We start from the raw sequence: 16,901 nt of genomic DNA, 5'->3' as shown, positions 1-16,901 counted from the left end.
TTCCGCTACTGTATATTTTGAGCTTTCAGCTCAAAATTAATGGTGCCAGGCTATAAGCTTCTGCACAACAACGGTCGTGAGTCAGTTTACGTCATCGAGAGGAGCTTGCGCCGTGGCGATCTTTTATTTGGAAGCTAAGACAAAAGAAATTAGACATGAGATGGGAGACTGGATTTAGGTTGGTATGTGAGTTCGTTGGAAATACTCGGATCGAGGGGGAAATGGGATTGCCGCAGTCGTCCTGACGTCCTCCTTCGCAATGACGGTTAAATCCTTGTTCATTACTCTTAAATCTAGTGTCTGATATCTCCCTACTCAATACTCCCTACTCAAGACTAAAAACTAATTATCCCTCGCCTCATAAATCCTCAAAAACAATATACTGGCCATATTCCTGGCGTGTTCCTTGGCGTGGTCGGCAGCTTTGCCTTCAAAAAGCATGTCTAAAGTGGTAAACCAAAGTTCCAGCCAGTTGCCGAAATGGACTTGGCTTAGCCCCTGCCCTGTTTTTTGGTCAACTTCTTTATGGGCTTTAAGTGGATTAAATTTGTTTCTGCCAGGGCCAGTCTGAAGCAGAATCATCTCCCAAAAATCAGACAACCGCTCCAAGTGTTCTGGCCAGTTGGTCACAATCCCATTGAATATAGGCCCCAAATTAGGGTGTTGTCTTACCTGACCATAGAAAGTATGTACCAATCTTTCCACATCTGCTCTGTTTTGGATATCCTGCTTAAACATGCCGCAATTTAATGATTATGGTGGTATTTATACAGGAGATTGGAGATGTTAGACTTGAGAGATAGTGAAAAGGAAGAAATCTTGGATCTTTAGCTGGAGAAAAATTACTGCTATACTTTTTCACAAAAAAACCGGACAAGTTAGACTTGCCCGGCCATGCAGCTGATTTTTATTAAACCAAAATTAAAGTTTTAAAGCCATTGGATTATTCGTCCTTATCAAAAATCGATTGGCTTGTTATATGTAGCTTGATGTTTTGATGGTGATGAAATTAACCTACAAAACATCTTTCTTTGGATCAATTAGCGATATTAAATTTTGACTGGCCAAATGTAATTAAATAATCAGTAAATCAATGAATTAGTCCAAAGAAATAATTCAGGTTTTCAATCTTGGTAAGTTTTTTGAGCTTGTTAAGCTCATTAAAGCAATGTAAATTGTATCACAACCTAAAATACTAAACTATGAAATTTTCACGAAGAGCATCAGCGAATTGGAAAGGAACCGGAGCAGACGGTTCTGGAAGTATCAGTACCCAAACTGGAGCCTTGGATAAGGCTCCCTACTCTACCAAGGCCCGTTTCGAGGATGGAAAAGGAACCAACCCTGAAGAACTGGTAGGTGCTGCGCATGCAGGCTGTTTCACCATGAAGTTGAGCTTTGTCATTGCCGAAATGGGCTTTACCCCAGGGAATATTGATACCAAAGCCAAAGTTACTTTTGAAGATGGTAAAATCACCAATATCCATTTGGACCTGAGTGCCACAGTGGACGGGATGGGTGAGGAAGATTTTCAAAAGGCCGCTAAGGATGCGAAGGAAAACTGTCCTATCTCTGTGCTACTGAATACAGACATCACCATGGATGCAAAATTGGTGTGAAATTAACCCCTCAGTCCTTTGGCAGCTCCCCTGAAATAAAGGGTAGCATAGATTATCTTTCAAAATATGATTTATAGAAATATTATGATTAAGTTCCCCTCCTAAATTTTAGGAGGGGTTAGGGGTGGTGAAATTACGTTTGATTTCGGATAAAACGCTTTCAAGTGAATTGAATACCTCCTCATTTCTGAACCTTATTACACTAATATTTAGGTTTTCGATATACTTTGTTCTTTCCTTATCATATTCATATCCTGCCTGAGTAAAATGATGTGCTCCATCTAATTCAATACATAATCTTTCGGATGGGCAGTAAAAATCTAAGATATAATTACCTACGCTATATTGCCTTCTAAATTTTCTTCCATTTAGTTTTTTATTACTTAAGGCTTTCCACAAAGTAGCTTCAGCAGGCGTGCCATTGTTTCTGAGTGCTTTTCTTTTTGCTTTTAAGTATGGTACATTATATATGATTTTTTTAAACCCCATTTAATTCACCATCTTCCCTTCTTTGATCAATTCTTTTTTGATGCCGGCCAGCAGGTCATCTTCTTCTAAAACAGTTGTCTCTTTAGACAAGGCCTTGAGACTGGCAAATTGAATGATATTGACAATATTAGCTCCTGTCAGTTCATATTTTTTGGCAAAACTGTTCAAGTCCAGCCCATTGGAAAGCCCAGCCTTCTCTGGAATGTTTTTCTCCCATAATATTAAGCGCTCAGCGGCTACAGGCATTGGAAATTCTATGATACTCTGAAATCTTCTGGTAAAGGCAGCGTCTATATTGCTTTTAAAGTTGGAGGCCAAAATCACCAACCCGGGGTGATTTTCAATCCTTTGGAGCAGGTACGACACTTCTTGGTTGGCATACTTGTCATGGGCATCGCGGACATTGGTTCTCTTGCCAAAGATGGCATCTGCTTCGTCAAAAAAGAGAATCCAGTCTTTATTGGCTGCTTTGTCAAACAATGAACTTAAATTCTTTTCTGTTTCCCCAATGTATTTGGAAGTCACCAGGGATAGGTCGATTCTATAGACATCTTTGTGCGTGTATTTACCCAATAGGCTGGCGGTAAGGGTTTTTCCTGTACCTGGAGGGCCAAAAAACATCACCCGATATCCCGGCTTCAACCTTTTGTACATGCCCCAGTCCTGCATTAGGGTGTGTTCATGCTTTAACCATTCCTCTATTTCCTGAATCTGGTTCAATGTTTTTGAATTGAGTACAAGATCATCCCAATCCAGTTGTGTATCGATCAGTTGTGCAGGGAAATTGGTACTGAGCTTGGGTTTATTGACACGCTCGGTAGTGAAGAGCTCAGCGTATTCTTTATCCAAGAGCAAAGCACCAGACCATTCAGGTTCATTTCTGCTCACCTCATCCAAATGAAGAATGCCTTTTTTGAACAGCATGGATTCCTGGAAAATAGGAAAGAACTGTTTTCGGGTATTGGGATCATTGCCTGCCAAAATATATAGAGCAGTCTCTCCCGTTGGAATGATCCCTCGGTGGTTTTTGGTTTTGATCCCACCAAACTCTGGAAATTCACCACCATTTGGAAAATAGTCTTGGACGATTTTGTTCAAAAAACCTGGATCCACATGAGGAACCAATGCCAAAATCATTAGAAGCAAATTCTGATTTTGTATTTGGTGCTCAAAAATAAACTTCCCCAAAGCATCCTCTTGGCTAAGGTGCAGGTCCATTTGTGGTTTTTGGAGGTCTTCTACCCTACCCAACTCGAAATCCAATCGAGACCTGATGGCAATATTTAAAAAATGTAGTAATTGGTTCATTATGAAAATCTGTTATAGGCTTGCTCCAGCTTGATGTCATATTTGTTTTGGGCGTATAATGGACCGTTATAGCCTCTGGCAAATTTTGCCCAGTCCTTGGACTTCAGGTACCTGATCAGGTTATTGGCCTCCAGAAATTTTCCAAAGGCTTTTAAATGTTCCCGTTCATGCTCTTGCATTTTGTTCACAAAGTCGGTGATAGAAGGATAGCCCAAGTTTTTGAAATGATATCCCATGATTTGGAAAGCACCCCAAGAGGCAGCGCAATAAGTGGCTTCCACAAAAGCAGGTTGATCCGACAACTGGGAAGCCCTTTGGAGGCGGGAATATTCTGCTGGGCCACCTTTATAATGTGCCCTGGTCCATTTGGGATAGAGCACATCCTGAGATTTGGGGTTATAAAATGCTTCTGGCTGAATGCCTCTTTTCTTCAATTCATTCCAAAAAACATGCCCTTCAAAGAGTATTTTGGCCCTGCCATCCGTGAAGAATCCCTTACCACTACTTTCCACTGCATTGACCGCCTTGACTGTGGCCATTTCTAATCCATAAGTTTGGGCAAAATTGATCAGGTCCTGCTCAGCCAAGAACTTGCTTTGCTCTTCCAACAGTGCCTGGGGATTCTCTGACAGTAGCTTAGTCCAGGTTTTTAACCCAACAACACCATCCACCACGAGATTATTTTTTGACTGGTAGTCCCAAACTGCCCTGCGCGTGTCCATCCCAAAGTAATTGGAGACTTCCAACTCATAGCCTAAAGTGGTCAGTATTTCTTCTAAATATTGGACCTCAGGTCCTCGCGAGCGGTATCGTAGTGTTTGCATGGTTATTGGAATATATTATTTAGGATTAGATTGATATATAAGGTCTGGCCCCGAAAAACCGGGAATTTTGTTTTCTTCCCAAATTCCAAGTTCTCTTTCCTTTTCCAAAGCGTCAATGGCGATTTTTGCATGTTCTGTCCACTTATCTATGGAAGTAAGTTCTTCAAGATGTTGTTTATAATTTCCGGTATAAAGCTCTCCTTGACTGTTTAGGTACTGTGCTGCTCTGGTGGCTATCCATCTTTTAAAATATATAGGAAGCCTATTTTTATGGATAGGGCTTAACTGTTGATTGATATCTAAAGGGATAAATCCAGAAATTCCTCTGGATTTATATGTACTTGATGGCTCTACTAACGCAAATGCTCCAACATATAAGGATCCAAGTTTCCATTGCTGATACTCTGGCAGGATTATCTGGTCTATCTCGTCTATCAGTCCATCAAATAATTGTTCCATGTTTTTTGTCAAGAGTTCAATCAAGGAGAGATCTCTGGCCAGTATCCTTCCCTTTCTCCATGTTCGATGGTCATGCTTCCCTAAAATAACCTGATGTATAAAAGCGTTCAGGTATCTCCAGTCATCTTTCTCAGTAATTTCTTTTAAAAAATTTTCGATTTTAACGAAATTTCTCAAAGCCCTGGCTTCTGAAATGGTTTTTTCAGAAAGTTCGTTAAGACTGTTTTCATTAAAAGCATCTCTATGAGATCGTTTTGTCCCAAACATATTTTTTAGTTTTTTAATTTAAATTTTCATTAAACAGCATTTAACCTCCTGATGGTTTAGCTATTACCTGAACCCAGGTGGGAACATTATCATACGTCACCCCACCCACTGTTATTGATCCGGTTTCTTCAATAATCACCGAAATATCTCCAAATCCTAATCTAATCCTATGCTTACCAAAAGATATTAATCTTATCGCTTGATTGGCAATTTCTTGGGCACTTAATTGAGGATTTTCATTGAGGATTTTAATATATTCATTTTGGAAGTTGGCCATATTTGAATCAGCGATCTCTCCGTTTAGGTTTGGTGGTGGGATATTATAGATTGACCTGTAAACTTCGATATTTAATCTCAAAGCCACATCAGTCCATGAAAAGCCTTTCGCTATCAATTTCACCTGCCCGACATCAGGAATATAAGCTTCATAGGGGGTAAGATACATATCAGGGCCTGCTGTCTCTGAAGCTTTAACGTACTGGGTAATAATAGCCCCGGTCTCCGTATCATAAAGGTCCCAATAATACTTCCCATCAGATCGCAATTGAGGTTCTGTATTCTGTATCCTGGCGGGGTTATCAACTATAATTTCCTGTCCAGCGACAATAGGTGGTTTGCTTTCAGGTGTGGTTTCGTCTGGAGTACCTTCATCGGGAATGGTTTCATCTGGACTTGCTTCTGTTCCTGGCCTAAATAGCCTTCTGAAGAAATCTCCAAAACCATCAGATTCTTTGAACGCACGATATACCCTGCCAACTCCGTCTTTGATGCTGGTACCTATATTTACGATATCCCCCCAAAGCCCTTTAATGTTTTGTATAAAGTTAAAAGACTTCCAACCTCTGAATATGCTGGTTGTTCGCATAAATGTACCGGGAGGTCCTCTGAAGCCTTTGACTGCAGCTCGTCCGCCCATAATTATTCCAAATAAAGTGACAGCTCCTACTGTAAAGCGCTTGCCTCTTTCAGCATCACTTATATCACGACCCGTAACGAACTCTGTACCTGTTACTCCTTCTACAATGCCTGTAATACCTGTTGCATCTGATAAGGCATAGGTCAGTGTTTCAAAGAAGCCTGCATCTCGACCCATGGCCTGAAATTGATCAGATCTCATCTGATAAGCAACTACAGTGGCTACTACTAAAAATACTGCACCTACTACCAACAAAGCACCTCCCAATGTAAGGCCAGTCAAAGCAGCCACAACCAATGCAATGGCTACCAAAATCAAGAATCCTACCAACAGCTCACCTATGGCTGCTATCACACCATCTAGCCAGGAGCCTTCCAAGTCTTGGGCAGCAGCTTCTGCACGGGTTTGTGTGTCGTCAGTTAGCGGTTTTTTAGCATCTTCGATACTTTGGTCAGTAGCTTCTTTTGCTTCACCCCTAAATTCCTTGGTAACAGCCTTCATCTCTTCCTTAGCCTCTCCGATTCCTTTGTCAATTTGGGCAAAGCCATCTTGGATGATACCTTTTTGTTGGGTCGTCATATTGGCAATTGATGCTTGTGCATCGGTGCTACATTTTGCGGAAGTTTGTGTAATGGCAGCTATACCTTTGGAGGTTGCCTCCTGACCTTGCTGAATGGCACCAGATACTATTTGGTTGCTGGTTTCGTCAAAAGCACTATTGATTTGGTCCATAGTATTCATGGTTTCATCAAAAAGGCTATTAAGCTGTGTTATTCCATTGGAAGCTACCAGTTGGATATTGGTCATGGAAGAAGAAATGATCTCTTCTATGGCTGGCACATGAGGGAATTCCTCAGCTTTGACGACTTCTTCTGTCTCTGTTTTGATGCTGTCCAAGTTGGATAAAATTTCAACTTTTTGATCATTGATACCAGAGATAGCCGTTTCTGAAGTCTCCATGATGTTACTAATTGTCATTTCACCTTCTTGCTGGACGCTTGTTATGCTTTTGTTTTTTGCCGCTTCCAATGCCTCCGTATCAGCTGATAATCGTTTATCAATGGCTTGTAGGGCCACTTCCTTTTGGGAATCAAGTGTGGCTTTCGTTGAGGAGGCTACTTCATTTATTGGAGTAATAAGAGATTCTCTAACCTCATCTATTTTTTCATGTACTTTAGGTGCATAACCTTTATACCTCTCTTCGTACTCTGCCGCTTTCTCATTAAGTTTTTCCCTAACTGCTGGAATTTTTTTCCGGATATCACTTGCACTTTCCCTGCCCACTTCCCGTGCAGCCCTTCGTTGGTCAGGTGCTGGATCTTCATTACTGGTATATCTTCTTGCAACACTTTCTCCGTCTGCTTCTGCCTGTCCTGCAGCTGCCTCTAGTTCACTTTTGGCCCTGGCCACCTCTTCTTCTGAGATTACTTTAGGTTGGTTGCTTTCTGTTTCTACAAATGAGGTGATCTCTTGCTTCCTTTGCGCTAAGCCAGTATCCAATTCCTGGATACTTAAGAGCGTATCAGTGTCCACCTTGGCTTTATCCGTTTCTGTGTTGGAAATAACCATGGCCTTTTCCATTTCTGCATGCGAAGTCAACTGGGCTATATTTGCCGCAAATGAGGCTTCAATTTCAGCCGTCTTCATTGCAATGCTCTGCTGTATGCTGGCAATTTGCTCTGTACTTTTAGCACTTATTTCAGCTACTTTGGCTTCAGCATCGGCTGTTACATTGGTCTTTTCTTGGTCTGCATAGGCCGAAAACTCCGCAATCCTTGCCTGTACAGTGGCCATGTTTTCTTCTGGAGAGGGACCTAGTAATACCTCTTCAAGTTCTCCTTCACTTGGATCTACTGAATCAGGAAGTTGGTCTTCGAGGGTCAAGGCACCATCTTCTTCCTTACCTTCTTCTTGCTGGCCTTGAGGCAGAAGCTCGGAATTGTTTTCCTGCTTGGGTTCCGCTCCTTTTTTACCCTTATTGCCTTCTATTTTTTTACTATCTTTTTTGCCAGTTTTTAGGTCACCGGGAAGGTTTTTTTCTAGTTTATCTCCTACTTGCTCCGTTTCTTTCTTAGTCTCTTTGGCTTTTTCCCCTGATTGGGTGGATTCTTGGGGGAGCTGCTCTGTTTCTTGTTTATCTTCTGGAGGTAACTTTGTATCAGCATTCTCATTTTGAGGTAATGGATATTCTTCAGGTTCGAGTACAGTAGGTTCTCCTTCTTTCTTTTCTACTTTTACATTCGGTTCCGCTCCTACTTCAGACAATTCACTATCCATGGTACTTTTGGCATCATTTTTCTTTTCAGTTCCATTTTCGCCATTGTTTAGAGCGTTGTCTGGTGGAGTGATCACTTCATCGACCTGCCGTTGGACGGGGGATGAACTTTCCGATGGGCTGGATTGCTGCACCACATGAGTTAGCTCATGGGCCAAAAGGTGTTTCCCCCCAGTGCTTTCGGGTTGGTATTGGTCCTTGCCAAAGAATATATTGTTTTTGTAAGTGAATGCCCTGGCACTTAACTGGCTATTAAGGCTGGCAGACTCTTGGTCATTATGGATCCTCACACCTGAAAAATCAGAATCAAACCTAGGTTCCATATAGGATTTGACACCTTTTTGAAGAGGACTTCCTCCTGAGGAAGCTTTTTGGATTCTTGTGTTAAGATCACTGGAAACATCGGGTACTCCTTTGTCCTTTCTTTGGACAAGTGCACTTTTTTCCTGGACGGGAGCAGCCTCCTCTTCCTCCTCTTGCTCTAATTCCTGTTCCTCTTCTTTCCTTTGGATCTGTTCTTCACGGGGCTTGCTGAATAAAGGGCTTATTTCTCGCTTTAACCTAATGGTTGAAATATTAGGACTTGATTCTTTGGTTTGAATGTTTTTATCAGTGACAGCATTTTCTTTATGCTTTTGATGGATTTCATCTTCAGATTGTCTCTGGAGAGGGGCATTTGGCTTGAAAAAAGAAGGAGTGTCAACAGATTTCTCAGCAACGTGATCCTGTGAAATGACTTGGTCAGCGACTCTATCTGCTTCCTGTTCATACTTATCCCCTGGCCTACCCACTTGGAGTTTGGCCTGAAAAAAAGCTGGTGTCACTGGAGACCTGGACTTGCTTTTAGGACGATTTGTCTTGCTCGCGTAATTCAATAGCCAAAAATTAGCTTAAAGTTCAACTCCTATTATTTCACCTCTTTCAGTTCGGCTTTGGTAATGTTTTCCAATGTTTTTCCATTTTTGATGGGCTGGGTAAACACATATTTTACATCTGTGAAATCAAAGATGTAGTCGATCGTACCATCCTTATTTTTATCCACTTTTTTGGTGGTTTCATCGAAACCCTCGCTTTTGTATTTGATGGTCTTTTTGGGGTATAATTCCTTTAAGAAAGCTTCTTGGGCTTCATGGCCTGTCTCATGTGCCTTTTTGAAATCTTCATTGGTGGCGGTAGATTTCTTCTTGTCATAGTCTGCTATGGCAAACCTTTCAATAACAAAGTGAAGCAACCAGCTTTTGAAGATATTGGACGAGAGTCCAAACATGTCTGCGGTATCCACCTTACCAGAGTTGAAACTATCAATGAAAACCTGGTCATTTTCTGTAATTAATTTTAGGTCCACATTTTGAGCCGCCTTGATGGCACCCAACATTTTTTTGGTAAATGTGTCTGTTCCTTTGGCATCTTTATTTTCAGGTTCCAGCTGCTGGCTGTCCAGTTTAAATTTGACAGGTGTTCCATCATTGATTTTACCTAGAAACTTTTCCCGTGTTTTTTCGTCAGTGCCGCTTATTTTGACTTTTCTTTGAATCTTTTTTTTTACCGCTCCCTGCTGTTGCAGCGTATGGGTCAGTTCATGCGCCAAAAGCAATTGTCCGCTTTTTGAATTTGGGTCATATTTACCTGTGTTGAAATAAATATCGTTGCCATTGGTGAAGGCGTGGGCTCCCAGAGCCTTGTTCATTTCTATGGCAGATTGGTCCGTGTGGATTTTCACTTTACTGAAATCGGCTCCAAAACCTAGTTCCATTTTATGTTTTGCTTCCTGGGTCATGGTTTGCCCGGCACCTTTGGATTGGTGAAGTTTATGCTCAACTTTATTGGGTCTTTTTACATTGGTTGATGCAGCCTTTGCCTGCAAGGATTCTTCCTCCTCCTCTCCTTTGGCCTGAACGGCTTCCTCCTCTTCTTCTCCTTTCGTCTGCAATTCTTCTTCTTCACCCTCTTGCTTTTGGACGGCCTCTTCTTCTTCAGCAGATTTGGCTTGTACTTCTTCCTCTTCTGCTTTTTCCTGTTTTTGTACGGGTTCCTCTTCTTTTAAATCCTTTTTCTGCACCTTTGTGGTGGATTCTGCAAGTGATTTTTGCTGGACTTGTTCTTCTTCAGCAGCTCCTTTTTTTTGGATGCTGGATGTTTGTTGATCAACTACTTTGGAAGCCATATGATCCGCTTCTTGCTCATATTTGTCTCCGGCCTTTCCCACACTTAGTTTGGGCTGGATAAAGGGACCACTTTGACTTGTTTTTGCTCCATGTTTCTTCTTTCTGAAAAATCTCATGATTTGTCTTTTTTTATGGTGAATGGAGTTCTTAAGCTACTTGATCTTTGCTCAAAGGGTTATGTTGTGTCATGACTCCTGCATTTTCAAGTGCTATTTTTACCTGGGCATACCAGTAGGGAAAGATTTTGAATAATCTGTATTCAATTTCTTTGACAATATTCTCTCTGTATTTTTTGATGCCGAAAAGGTGGCTGTACCCCATTTGCTCGGCGTATTTTCCATGTTCTTTGATATTTCTTCCTTTTAGCAAAATATCCGGCTTGATGCCATAATGATTGAGTAAGCATGCAAGATTGTATTGCTCAATCAGAATACAAGGTTCCTGTCCTGACTTCTTGAGCTTGGCAAAGTCTTCTTTCTGTAAATTGTATATGCGTTCCAACTGATAAAAAGCTTCAATGAACTTATTTTTTAAGCTGAGGTCATTGAAACCAAGTACTCCACAACTGAAAGTATGTCCTAGGTCCGGATGCCAGTGTTTAATGTCCTGGGTGTAGTGATTGAAAAAATCAACTTGCCTTTTATAGTGAATCCTATATCCTCCCTCCTGACGCTCCAAGAGTACTTTGTCAAAATCAAAATCTATTTTTCTTTTAATAAAAACATCAGTATCCAAGTGAACAAAGGGCTCAGTTTGTTGCTCAATGCATTCTATTTTGGATTTCATCCAGATGTCTTTATCCGGTTTTACATCCAACCTCGTGACACGGCATGGAAGCATATAGAGAAATTGATAGGCCAAGTCATCAACATAAAGCTCAATATCCCGGTACCACATATGAGCATAAAGGACACTTAAAGCAGTCATGTAAATCGTTTCCTTGAGACGGTTTCCCATGTACCACCGATTGTTGATCAGGGGATGTACATCCAAACTAAATATGATTCTTGGTGCTGATTTCATGTGTGCGCGTTTAGGGTATGAATCATGTTCTTTTCTTCCAAAAAGGTGACATTATTGTACAAGGCCGCCTTTTTACTGTGCTTATAAAGTCGTTTCCAATCATACAGTTCTTTCATATGTTCAGAAGTGAGAAATTCAATTTGGTTGTTGTGGAAGGCTTTCATTTCCAAAAAAGAGGCATGCCATACTGTTTCGCCCAATAAGGTCGATTGGGTCAAATGCATCTTGTAGAATATTCTCCTGAAATAATCCATATGGACCCGTTTTCCATTGATAAAGAATTCTGAAACAATGACCTCATCCGAATTGAATTTATAGAACCTGCTTTTATGCCTTTTTACACCATCTTTGTTGATGATCGGTGTAATGTAACTTTCTTCTTCATAAATGATATCCAAGTCATGGACTGGCATTTCATAATAATCCCTTAGGTTCAGATAGTCTGCTACCCCACCCACAAAAGCAATCTTGTTCAAATCGAGCAAATCGAACACATGATGGAAAGCAGCCTTTTGCTCTTCATAAATATGGGATTCGTCATAGTTGATGTGGCTCAATTGTATCATATGCAAAGTTTTTTTACCATTCCACAAATAATAATTGTTCCTTCCAGGGGAGTTTTACCAAAGAAATGTTCCATGCTATTTTTTCTAATAGGATATCATGGGTTTTTCTTTCCATGATAAGTTTCGAAGAACCTTCTTTCAAAATCAACTTGCCAGATCTTTGTAAAAACTCATTCCTTAAGAGATCGGTAGATGAATTCTTTAAAGCTGGCCAATGAGACAATAGAGCTTCTAACATCTCTTCAACCTGTTCTTTCCAAGAGTCAGAAAGTGAAATCAATCGGTGAATCGATTGTGGAGAAGGAATATTGACCAGGTATTTCTCAAATACCATTTGGTGTTCATATGCATACTCTTCTTTGGTAGCGATGTAATGCAGTAAATGGGCTGTGGACTCAGGGTCTATTAGGTTATTGTGGTCATCTAATAAATCACAATTGATCAATAGTTGTTTTAAGAAAGGATGAACTAATACCAGACCTGCATTGGGAACAATTAATTCAATGTCATTGTGTTGCTCAGAATTGGGCAAAATCCCATCATTAGGATCACTGCTAAAGGGCTCTTTAGTTAGGTTTTCAATATTTTGATCAATTGCCTTTTTATCGCTTAGCGCTTCATCCAATTTCAAATATTCAAGTATGCTGTCCATCAATAGAGGTAATTCCGAAATCAATTTTTTGGTAGAATATTGATCTATTTCACTTGAGACGTAATTCTTTACTTTTGGACTCGCAGCAATTGTTGGGCTTATTCCTGAACCTTTTAAGAGTAGATGGACCAGTTTTGCTTTGAGGTTTTTTTTAGCTTCTCCTGGTTCATTGATAGCTTGACTGATCAGGATGCGCCAAAATAACAATCTGATATTAAGTTCAATGCCATGGTTTTGACTTTTATTTAATTTATTTAAATGTTCGTCAATATCTTGACTTCCTAGTAGGTTCTCTATCTCAAAAAAGCCTGCTTCAGATAAAAGGAATTGTAATTGCCGATTATCCAGTTGTTTGATCAATCGCTCTCTAAATGAATGATCCAATAGTCTAAGCCTCAGTTCGCTCTTAAATGCTGGTGTGAAATATTCTTGCCCATTGGGATATTCCTGTAGCGGAATAAAGATTTCCTTTTCAAGATTCCACCACGCTTGTGTACCCTCGTCAAAAAAGTGGAAGAAAGCTTTGCTCCGTTTTACCTCTTCACTTATAACAATTTCACTTCTTTCTTCGGTCAAAGTCATTTTGGCCAGCTTTGTTTCAATGATCTTTTTTACTTTATCATTAACCAAAATACTTATATCCACCAAGTGAAGTTGGTCACTATCCGAAATTTCAACTTTCACCTGATCCAGCTGCAAAGTGTTTCCTAAGAACTGAGAGGCTAGCTGATCAAAGTAACTTTCCAGTTTCGGAAAAAGTACTTCCTGCAAAAAGTCGCTTATATGATCTTTTAAGTGGTGGGCATAGCCCACATCCGCTGTGCCTATTTCCAGGTAAACTTTATGGATAATATGTTGACCAGCACTATGCATTTTGAGCTAAAAATTCTAATTGTCCTTTGATCTCATCAATTAAGAAAGGGGAATCCTCAAATTCAGTCTGAATGATATTCATAAACTCTTTCAGGGTTCCATCTGGATCAGGGTTGAATTCCAATCTTAATAATCCCTGCAAGAAACTGTTGATCATGGAGGTAATACTTAAGATTATTTCTTGGAACTCAGTGATTACATCAGGTTCCTGACAGCGTAAAATGGTATAAAATAGTCCAATATAGATTTCTATCAAATTGCGGATAGCGGCCTGATCTTCTCTACTCTGTGAGGCCCTAGCTGCAGCCAAAAGCCTATTGAATATTTCTTGGTTGAAATGATCAGCGTCAGCGATCCTACCATTTTGACGTCCAACTATATACTCTTCCAGTTCATTTTGGACTGTTTTTAAAAGACTACCTATAAATGAAGCTATTTCTGTGGTTTCGCCAGATATGTTGTCATTGACTTCCAATATTTGGTTGATAATTCCAGAGCCATTTTCTATGAAGCTACTGGCCACCTGCAGACAGGTACGGACTTCAGGACCTTCTGATAGGATAACCGTTCTTGGCCCATCCACTGATGCACTGCATAATCTATTCGTAGCAGTGAGAGAAACAGTAATCGTCCTGCTATTAAAACTTGAAACACTGCGAACAATATCGCTGGAATCATCTCTAAGTATTTCTTCTCCATCGACTAACCATCTGAAATCTGTTGCATTTTGGGAATTGTTGCTTATAATCAAGTTTCCACTCTGGATATTGGTAGCAAATGAGGCAACAGGTGGGACTAGCAAATTGATGGTGAGATTTGATGCTGCACCATCTAGCAAAATAGTTATTTGATTTCCTGCTGTCGCTGGAACATTGGCAGGGACAAAAAAGTAATTGCCCCCATCATTTCTTGTTGGCGAAACTCCCGGACCACCCAATTGAACACTTCCATCATCAGGCGTGATAAAGATGTTGTGACTACTTTCATCATTTCGGCAGAATTCAGTTTGGTCCATGCTTAAGGTAATATCCACTGGTACATCCAGTACAATGGTATGTTCCACCCTTAGAGCACAATTTCCTTCACCGGTATTAACTGTCACTGTTACGGCATTACCATCAATATTATCTAGAAGATAAATATGCTGAATAGATAGGTCTGTAGAATTAACTAAAGCCGTTCCATCTCCAAAATCCCATTGATATTCTTGTCCTTCTATAAGGTCATCACCTATAATATTAAATTGAACATAAACCTGGGTTTGTCCCGGATCCATATTGTCCACTTCAAAATCAAACACAGGCTGCCTGTAAACAGTAATTTGGCAATCTGTTTCGAAGTTATTGACTGTAAAGGTGATAGGGACACCATAAAGCTCTTCACTGACCAAGAATGGATCAAATACAAATGCTCCGAAATCATCTTGGGTAACGCCTCCAAACAGACCTTCTTCTACTTCAGCTTCTACATAGCCACCGGTTGGCATCACATGGAATGGAATGGGTTCTGTTTCCTCATTGAAACAGAGTTCTTCTACAGGCAGGCTTAAGGCTACTAAGTTTTCCCCACAGCAGAGATAAGGCAAGGTAAAATCAGCTACAACCGGGTTGAGCACTACAATTTCATCTTCGTCTGCTTCGCCTTCAAAATCACCTGCTAAAGAACCGTCTCCAGGGTATTCATATGGATATCCATAACCGTATGGGTAGGGATAGGCACTGTACAGTCCTCTAACATATATCATGATAAAAGTTCCGCCGGGCTGCACACCTGCTTTGTGCTCGTACCCATGGTTTTTGTTCAAGTAATAGGTGGTAAAGTCCTCTACAAATTCCATGTCCTCATTGGCATTGATACCAAGGGCAATGACATTAAAGCCTAATCCGTGTTCTTTTCTGATATCTTCAACAATGGATAAAGCATCCTTGTAATTTCTTCCTTGATGCCCTTCAATTCTATAAAAATCATGGTCTAAGGTGATTTCCAGCGGTTCTTTGATGTTTAGTAAGGCATTATGGTAGCCGACATTGTTCCGATGCTTGGCCCTTAAAGTTTTGTCAAAGTCCCACAGCTGGATCAAATGGTTTCCAACATTATTGTAAAACGGAATGGCCTTTTTACTTAGTAGCCCCAAATGAAAAGAAGGCGTGATTTTGATAAAATTATAATTGGCATTGTAATTGGCAAGCAACTGTACTGCTCTTTTAATCAAGCTAAAAAGCCTGGATTCATCAGTCCCTTTGCCATAACAGATGTCCATTTCTTCTTCTCCCAAATCTATCACCTCTTCTTCCAGGGTGTTCTCTGGACCAATATCAATAATGGGCATGCTGGTCAAGCAATCCGTGCAAGTGCTGAGGTTTTGGCTTTTTAGGATGGGTGACTTGTAAAAACCATGTCGATATTCATAGCAAACATCTTCTTTAAAGACCTCTCCTAGCATCAAGTGTTTCGGAAATGCCTTGATGTCCGGGCAACAATCACCACTATCCATGTTGAAGAGAATGTCTTTTATTTCATTATAAGTATCTATTACATCTTTGAGCAAGTCATAACGATATTGGAAATCTGGCGGAGTATTGCTCTCAGTATAATCAAAAATGGTAGTGAGGTAATCTTCAAAGGCATTTAGCAAAAGGGGCATGTTCAATGCAGTCAGCAAAGTTCCAAAACCTTGTTGGAGTTGGTTTACCACATCATTTCCCAAGGTTCCACTGGTAAAGCTTTTCTTTAATTCATCGTAGTTGCTGAAATTTTCGGTGGACAACACCACCCTATTCGCAAATACATCTTCCATTTGATGATAAAGATTGGAGTAATTGGCCTTACTGATAATGGTATCGTGACTGTTGATTTGTTCGGCCACTGCTTTACTGACTAAGAGGACTTTATAATTACCTATAATTTCCAGACCTTGGTTATCACATGACAAACTCACGCAGAGGTCTTTTTCTTTTTCATAACATTCCAGATAAAGTAAAATAACCGCATCATCCATGCTGACCCCTTCATTGGCTTCCAGTGTGGATAACTCAAAATTATCATCATTTTCTACCGCCTGCTGCTCTTCAGTGAGCAATTCATACATGTCCAATTGGGTCTCACCATCATAGAAGTAAGGTTTATAGTTGGCCTTTTCATTATCATGGATTTTATAGTGGCCATATAGTTTGCTGTCAATGGCTATTGTTTTTTCTCCTGTTTCCAGATCGATACCATACAACTGAAAAAGATCTCCGTCCGTGGTGACCCCGGCTCCTTGGCTGATCTCCAAGATTCCTCCAATAGGATCATAGGTTACCTTAAATCCACATACTATTCCTACTCCACTCAGGCAAATCCTTGTCAAACGATCCTGATCGTCAAAAAAGTTTACCATCTCATTGAGATGTCCAGCAGTAAGCACCTGGTTTTTGGTAAACCTTCGGTACTTGGTTGTGATGTTTTGAAGATTGATTGACATGG

Annotated in this window: 12 protein-coding genes; 1 reads left to right on the top strand and 11 read right to left on the bottom strand. The window is 40.4% G+C overall.

Translation table 11 applies throughout. From position 1 onward, the window contains the following. Window positions 1–342: 342 nt before the first annotated feature. Window positions 343–738: a group III truncated hemoglobin gene (locus JL001_RS17740; RefSeq protein ID WP_200978604.1), complete on the bottom strand. Its 396-nt coding sequence runs from the start codon at window positions 736–738 to the stop codon at window positions 343–345. 464 nt (window positions 739–1,202) lie between these two features. Here JL001_RS17740 and JL001_RS17735 point away from each other — a divergent pair, with 464 nt between their 5' ends. Further along, window positions 1,203–1,619 carry an OsmC family protein gene (locus JL001_RS17735; protein ID WP_200978602.1) on the top strand — a complete coding sequence of 139 codons (417 nt, stop codon included), beginning with the start codon at window positions 1,203–1,205 and terminating at the stop codon, window positions 1,617–1,619. 108 nt (window positions 1,620–1,727) lie between these two features. Here the strand turns inward: JL001_RS17735 and JL001_RS17730 are convergent, their stop codons facing one another. Genes JL001_RS17730 through JL001_RS17685 form a run of 10 tightly spaced genes read right to left on the bottom strand, consistent with a single transcriptional unit; the run spans window position 1,728 to window position 16,899 of the window. After that, a complete protein-coding gene (locus JL001_RS17730) occupies window positions 1,728–2,108 on the bottom strand; it encodes an endonuclease domain-containing protein (protein ID WP_200978600.1) in 381 nt (126 codons plus the stop codon). Continuing rightward, window positions 2,109–3,416 carry an ATP-binding protein gene (locus tag JL001_RS17725; RefSeq protein WP_200978598.1) on the bottom strand — a complete coding sequence of 436 codons (1,308 nt, stop codon included), beginning with the start codon at window positions 3,414–3,416 and terminating at the stop codon, window positions 2,109–2,111. Next, window positions 3,416–4,240 carry an N-acetylmuramidase family protein gene (locus JL001_RS17720; protein ID WP_200978597.1) on the bottom strand — a complete coding sequence of 275 codons (825 nt, stop codon included), beginning with the start codon at window positions 4,238–4,240 and terminating at the stop codon, window positions 3,416–3,418. The genes JL001_RS17725 and JL001_RS17720 overlap by 1 nt, the downstream gene beginning before the upstream one ends. A gap of 15 nt (window positions 4,241–4,255) precedes the next feature. Further along, window positions 4,256–4,966: a hypothetical protein gene (locus JL001_RS17715; RefSeq protein WP_200978595.1), complete on the bottom strand. Its 711-nt coding sequence runs from the start codon at window positions 4,964–4,966 to the stop codon at window positions 4,256–4,258. 40 nt (window positions 4,967–5,006) lie between these two features. Then, the gene (locus JL001_RS17710; protein WP_200978593.1) at window positions 5,007–9,032 is read right to left on the bottom strand and encodes a DUF4157 domain-containing protein; all 4,026 of its coding nucleotides are present in this window, start codon (window positions 9,030–9,032) and stop codon (window positions 5,007–5,009) included. A 32-nt stretch (window positions 9,033–9,064) separates the two neighbouring features. After that, window positions 9,065–10,438 carry a DUF4157 domain-containing protein gene (locus tag JL001_RS17705; protein ID WP_200978591.1) on the bottom strand — a complete coding sequence of 458 codons (1,374 nt, stop codon included), beginning with the start codon at window positions 10,436–10,438 and terminating at the stop codon, window positions 9,065–9,067. Between the two features lie 31 nt (window positions 10,439–10,469). After that, window positions 10,470–11,345: a DUF6734 family protein gene (locus tag JL001_RS17700; protein ID WP_200978589.1), complete on the bottom strand. Its 876-nt coding sequence runs from the start codon at window positions 11,343–11,345 to the stop codon at window positions 10,470–10,472. Then, entirely contained in the window at window positions 11,342–11,911 is a 570-nt protein-coding gene (locus JL001_RS17695) for a hypothetical protein (RefSeq protein ID WP_200978587.1), read from the bottom strand. The genes JL001_RS17700 and JL001_RS17695 overlap by 4 nt, the downstream gene beginning before the upstream one ends. A gap of 13 nt (window positions 11,912–11,924) precedes the next feature. Beyond that, window positions 11,925–13,436 (bottom strand): contractile injection system tape measure protein, encoded by a 1,512-nt coding sequence (locus tag JL001_RS17690; protein WP_200978586.1) that lies wholly within the window; start codon window positions 13,434–13,436, stop codon window positions 11,925–11,927. After that, on the bottom strand, window positions 13,429–16,899 hold the full coding sequence (locus tag JL001_RS17685) for a PKD domain-containing protein (protein WP_200978583.1): 3,471 nt from the start codon (window positions 16,897–16,899) through the stop codon (window positions 13,429–13,431). The genes JL001_RS17690 and JL001_RS17685 overlap by 8 nt, the downstream gene beginning before the upstream one ends. Window positions 16,900–16,901 lie beyond the last annotated feature (2 nt).

The sequence above is a fragment of the Echinicola sp. 20G genome, from assembly GCF_015533855.1.
In the GTDB taxonomy this organism is placed as follows: domain Bacteria; phylum Bacteroidota; class Bacteroidia; order Cytophagales; family Cyclobacteriaceae; genus Echinicola.
The sequence above is the reverse complement of the archived record's forward strand: the minus strand, read 5'-3'. Positions and strand labels throughout refer to the sequence as shown.

Bases quoted from the DNA above. Each gene is read 5' to 3' on its own strand.
- JL001_RS17730 (WP_200978600.1), bottom strand. From the start codon at position 2,108: ATGGGGTTTAAAAAAATCATATATAATGTACCATACTTAAAAGCAAAA.
- JL001_RS17695 (WP_200978587.1), bottom strand. From the start codon at position 11,911: ATGATACAATTGAGCCACATCAACTATGACGAATCCCATATTTATGAA.
- JL001_RS17740 (WP_200978604.1), bottom strand. From the start codon at position 738: ATGTTTAAGCAGGATATCCAAAACAGAGCAGATGTGGAAAGATTGGTA.
- JL001_RS17690 (WP_200978586.1), bottom strand. From the start codon at position 13,436: ATGCATAGTGCTGGTCAACATATTATCCATAAAGTTTACCTGGAAATA.
- JL001_RS17700 (WP_200978589.1), bottom strand. From the start codon at position 11,345: ATGAAATCAGCACCAAGAATCATATTTAGTTTGGATGTACATCCCCTG.
- JL001_RS17725 (WP_200978598.1), bottom strand. From the start codon at position 3,416: ATGAACCAATTACTACATTTTTTAAATATTGCCATCAGGTCTCGATTG.
- JL001_RS17720 (WP_200978597.1), bottom strand. From the start codon at position 4,240: ATGCAAACACTACGATACCGCTCGCGAGGACCTGAGGTCCAATATTTA.
- JL001_RS17715 (WP_200978595.1), bottom strand. From the start codon at position 4,966: ATGTTTGGGACAAAACGATCTCATAGAGATGCTTTTAATGAAAACAGT.
- JL001_RS17685 (WP_200978583.1), bottom strand. From the start codon at position 16,899: ATGTCAATCAATCTTCAAAACATCACAACCAAGTACCGAAGGTTTACC.
- JL001_RS17735 (WP_200978602.1), top strand. From the start codon at position 1,203: ATGAAATTTTCACGAAGAGCATCAGCGAATTGGAAAGGAACCGGAGCA.
- JL001_RS17705 (WP_200978591.1), bottom strand. From the start codon at position 10,438: ATGAGATTTTTCAGAAAGAAGAAACATGGAGCAAAAACAAGTCAAAGT.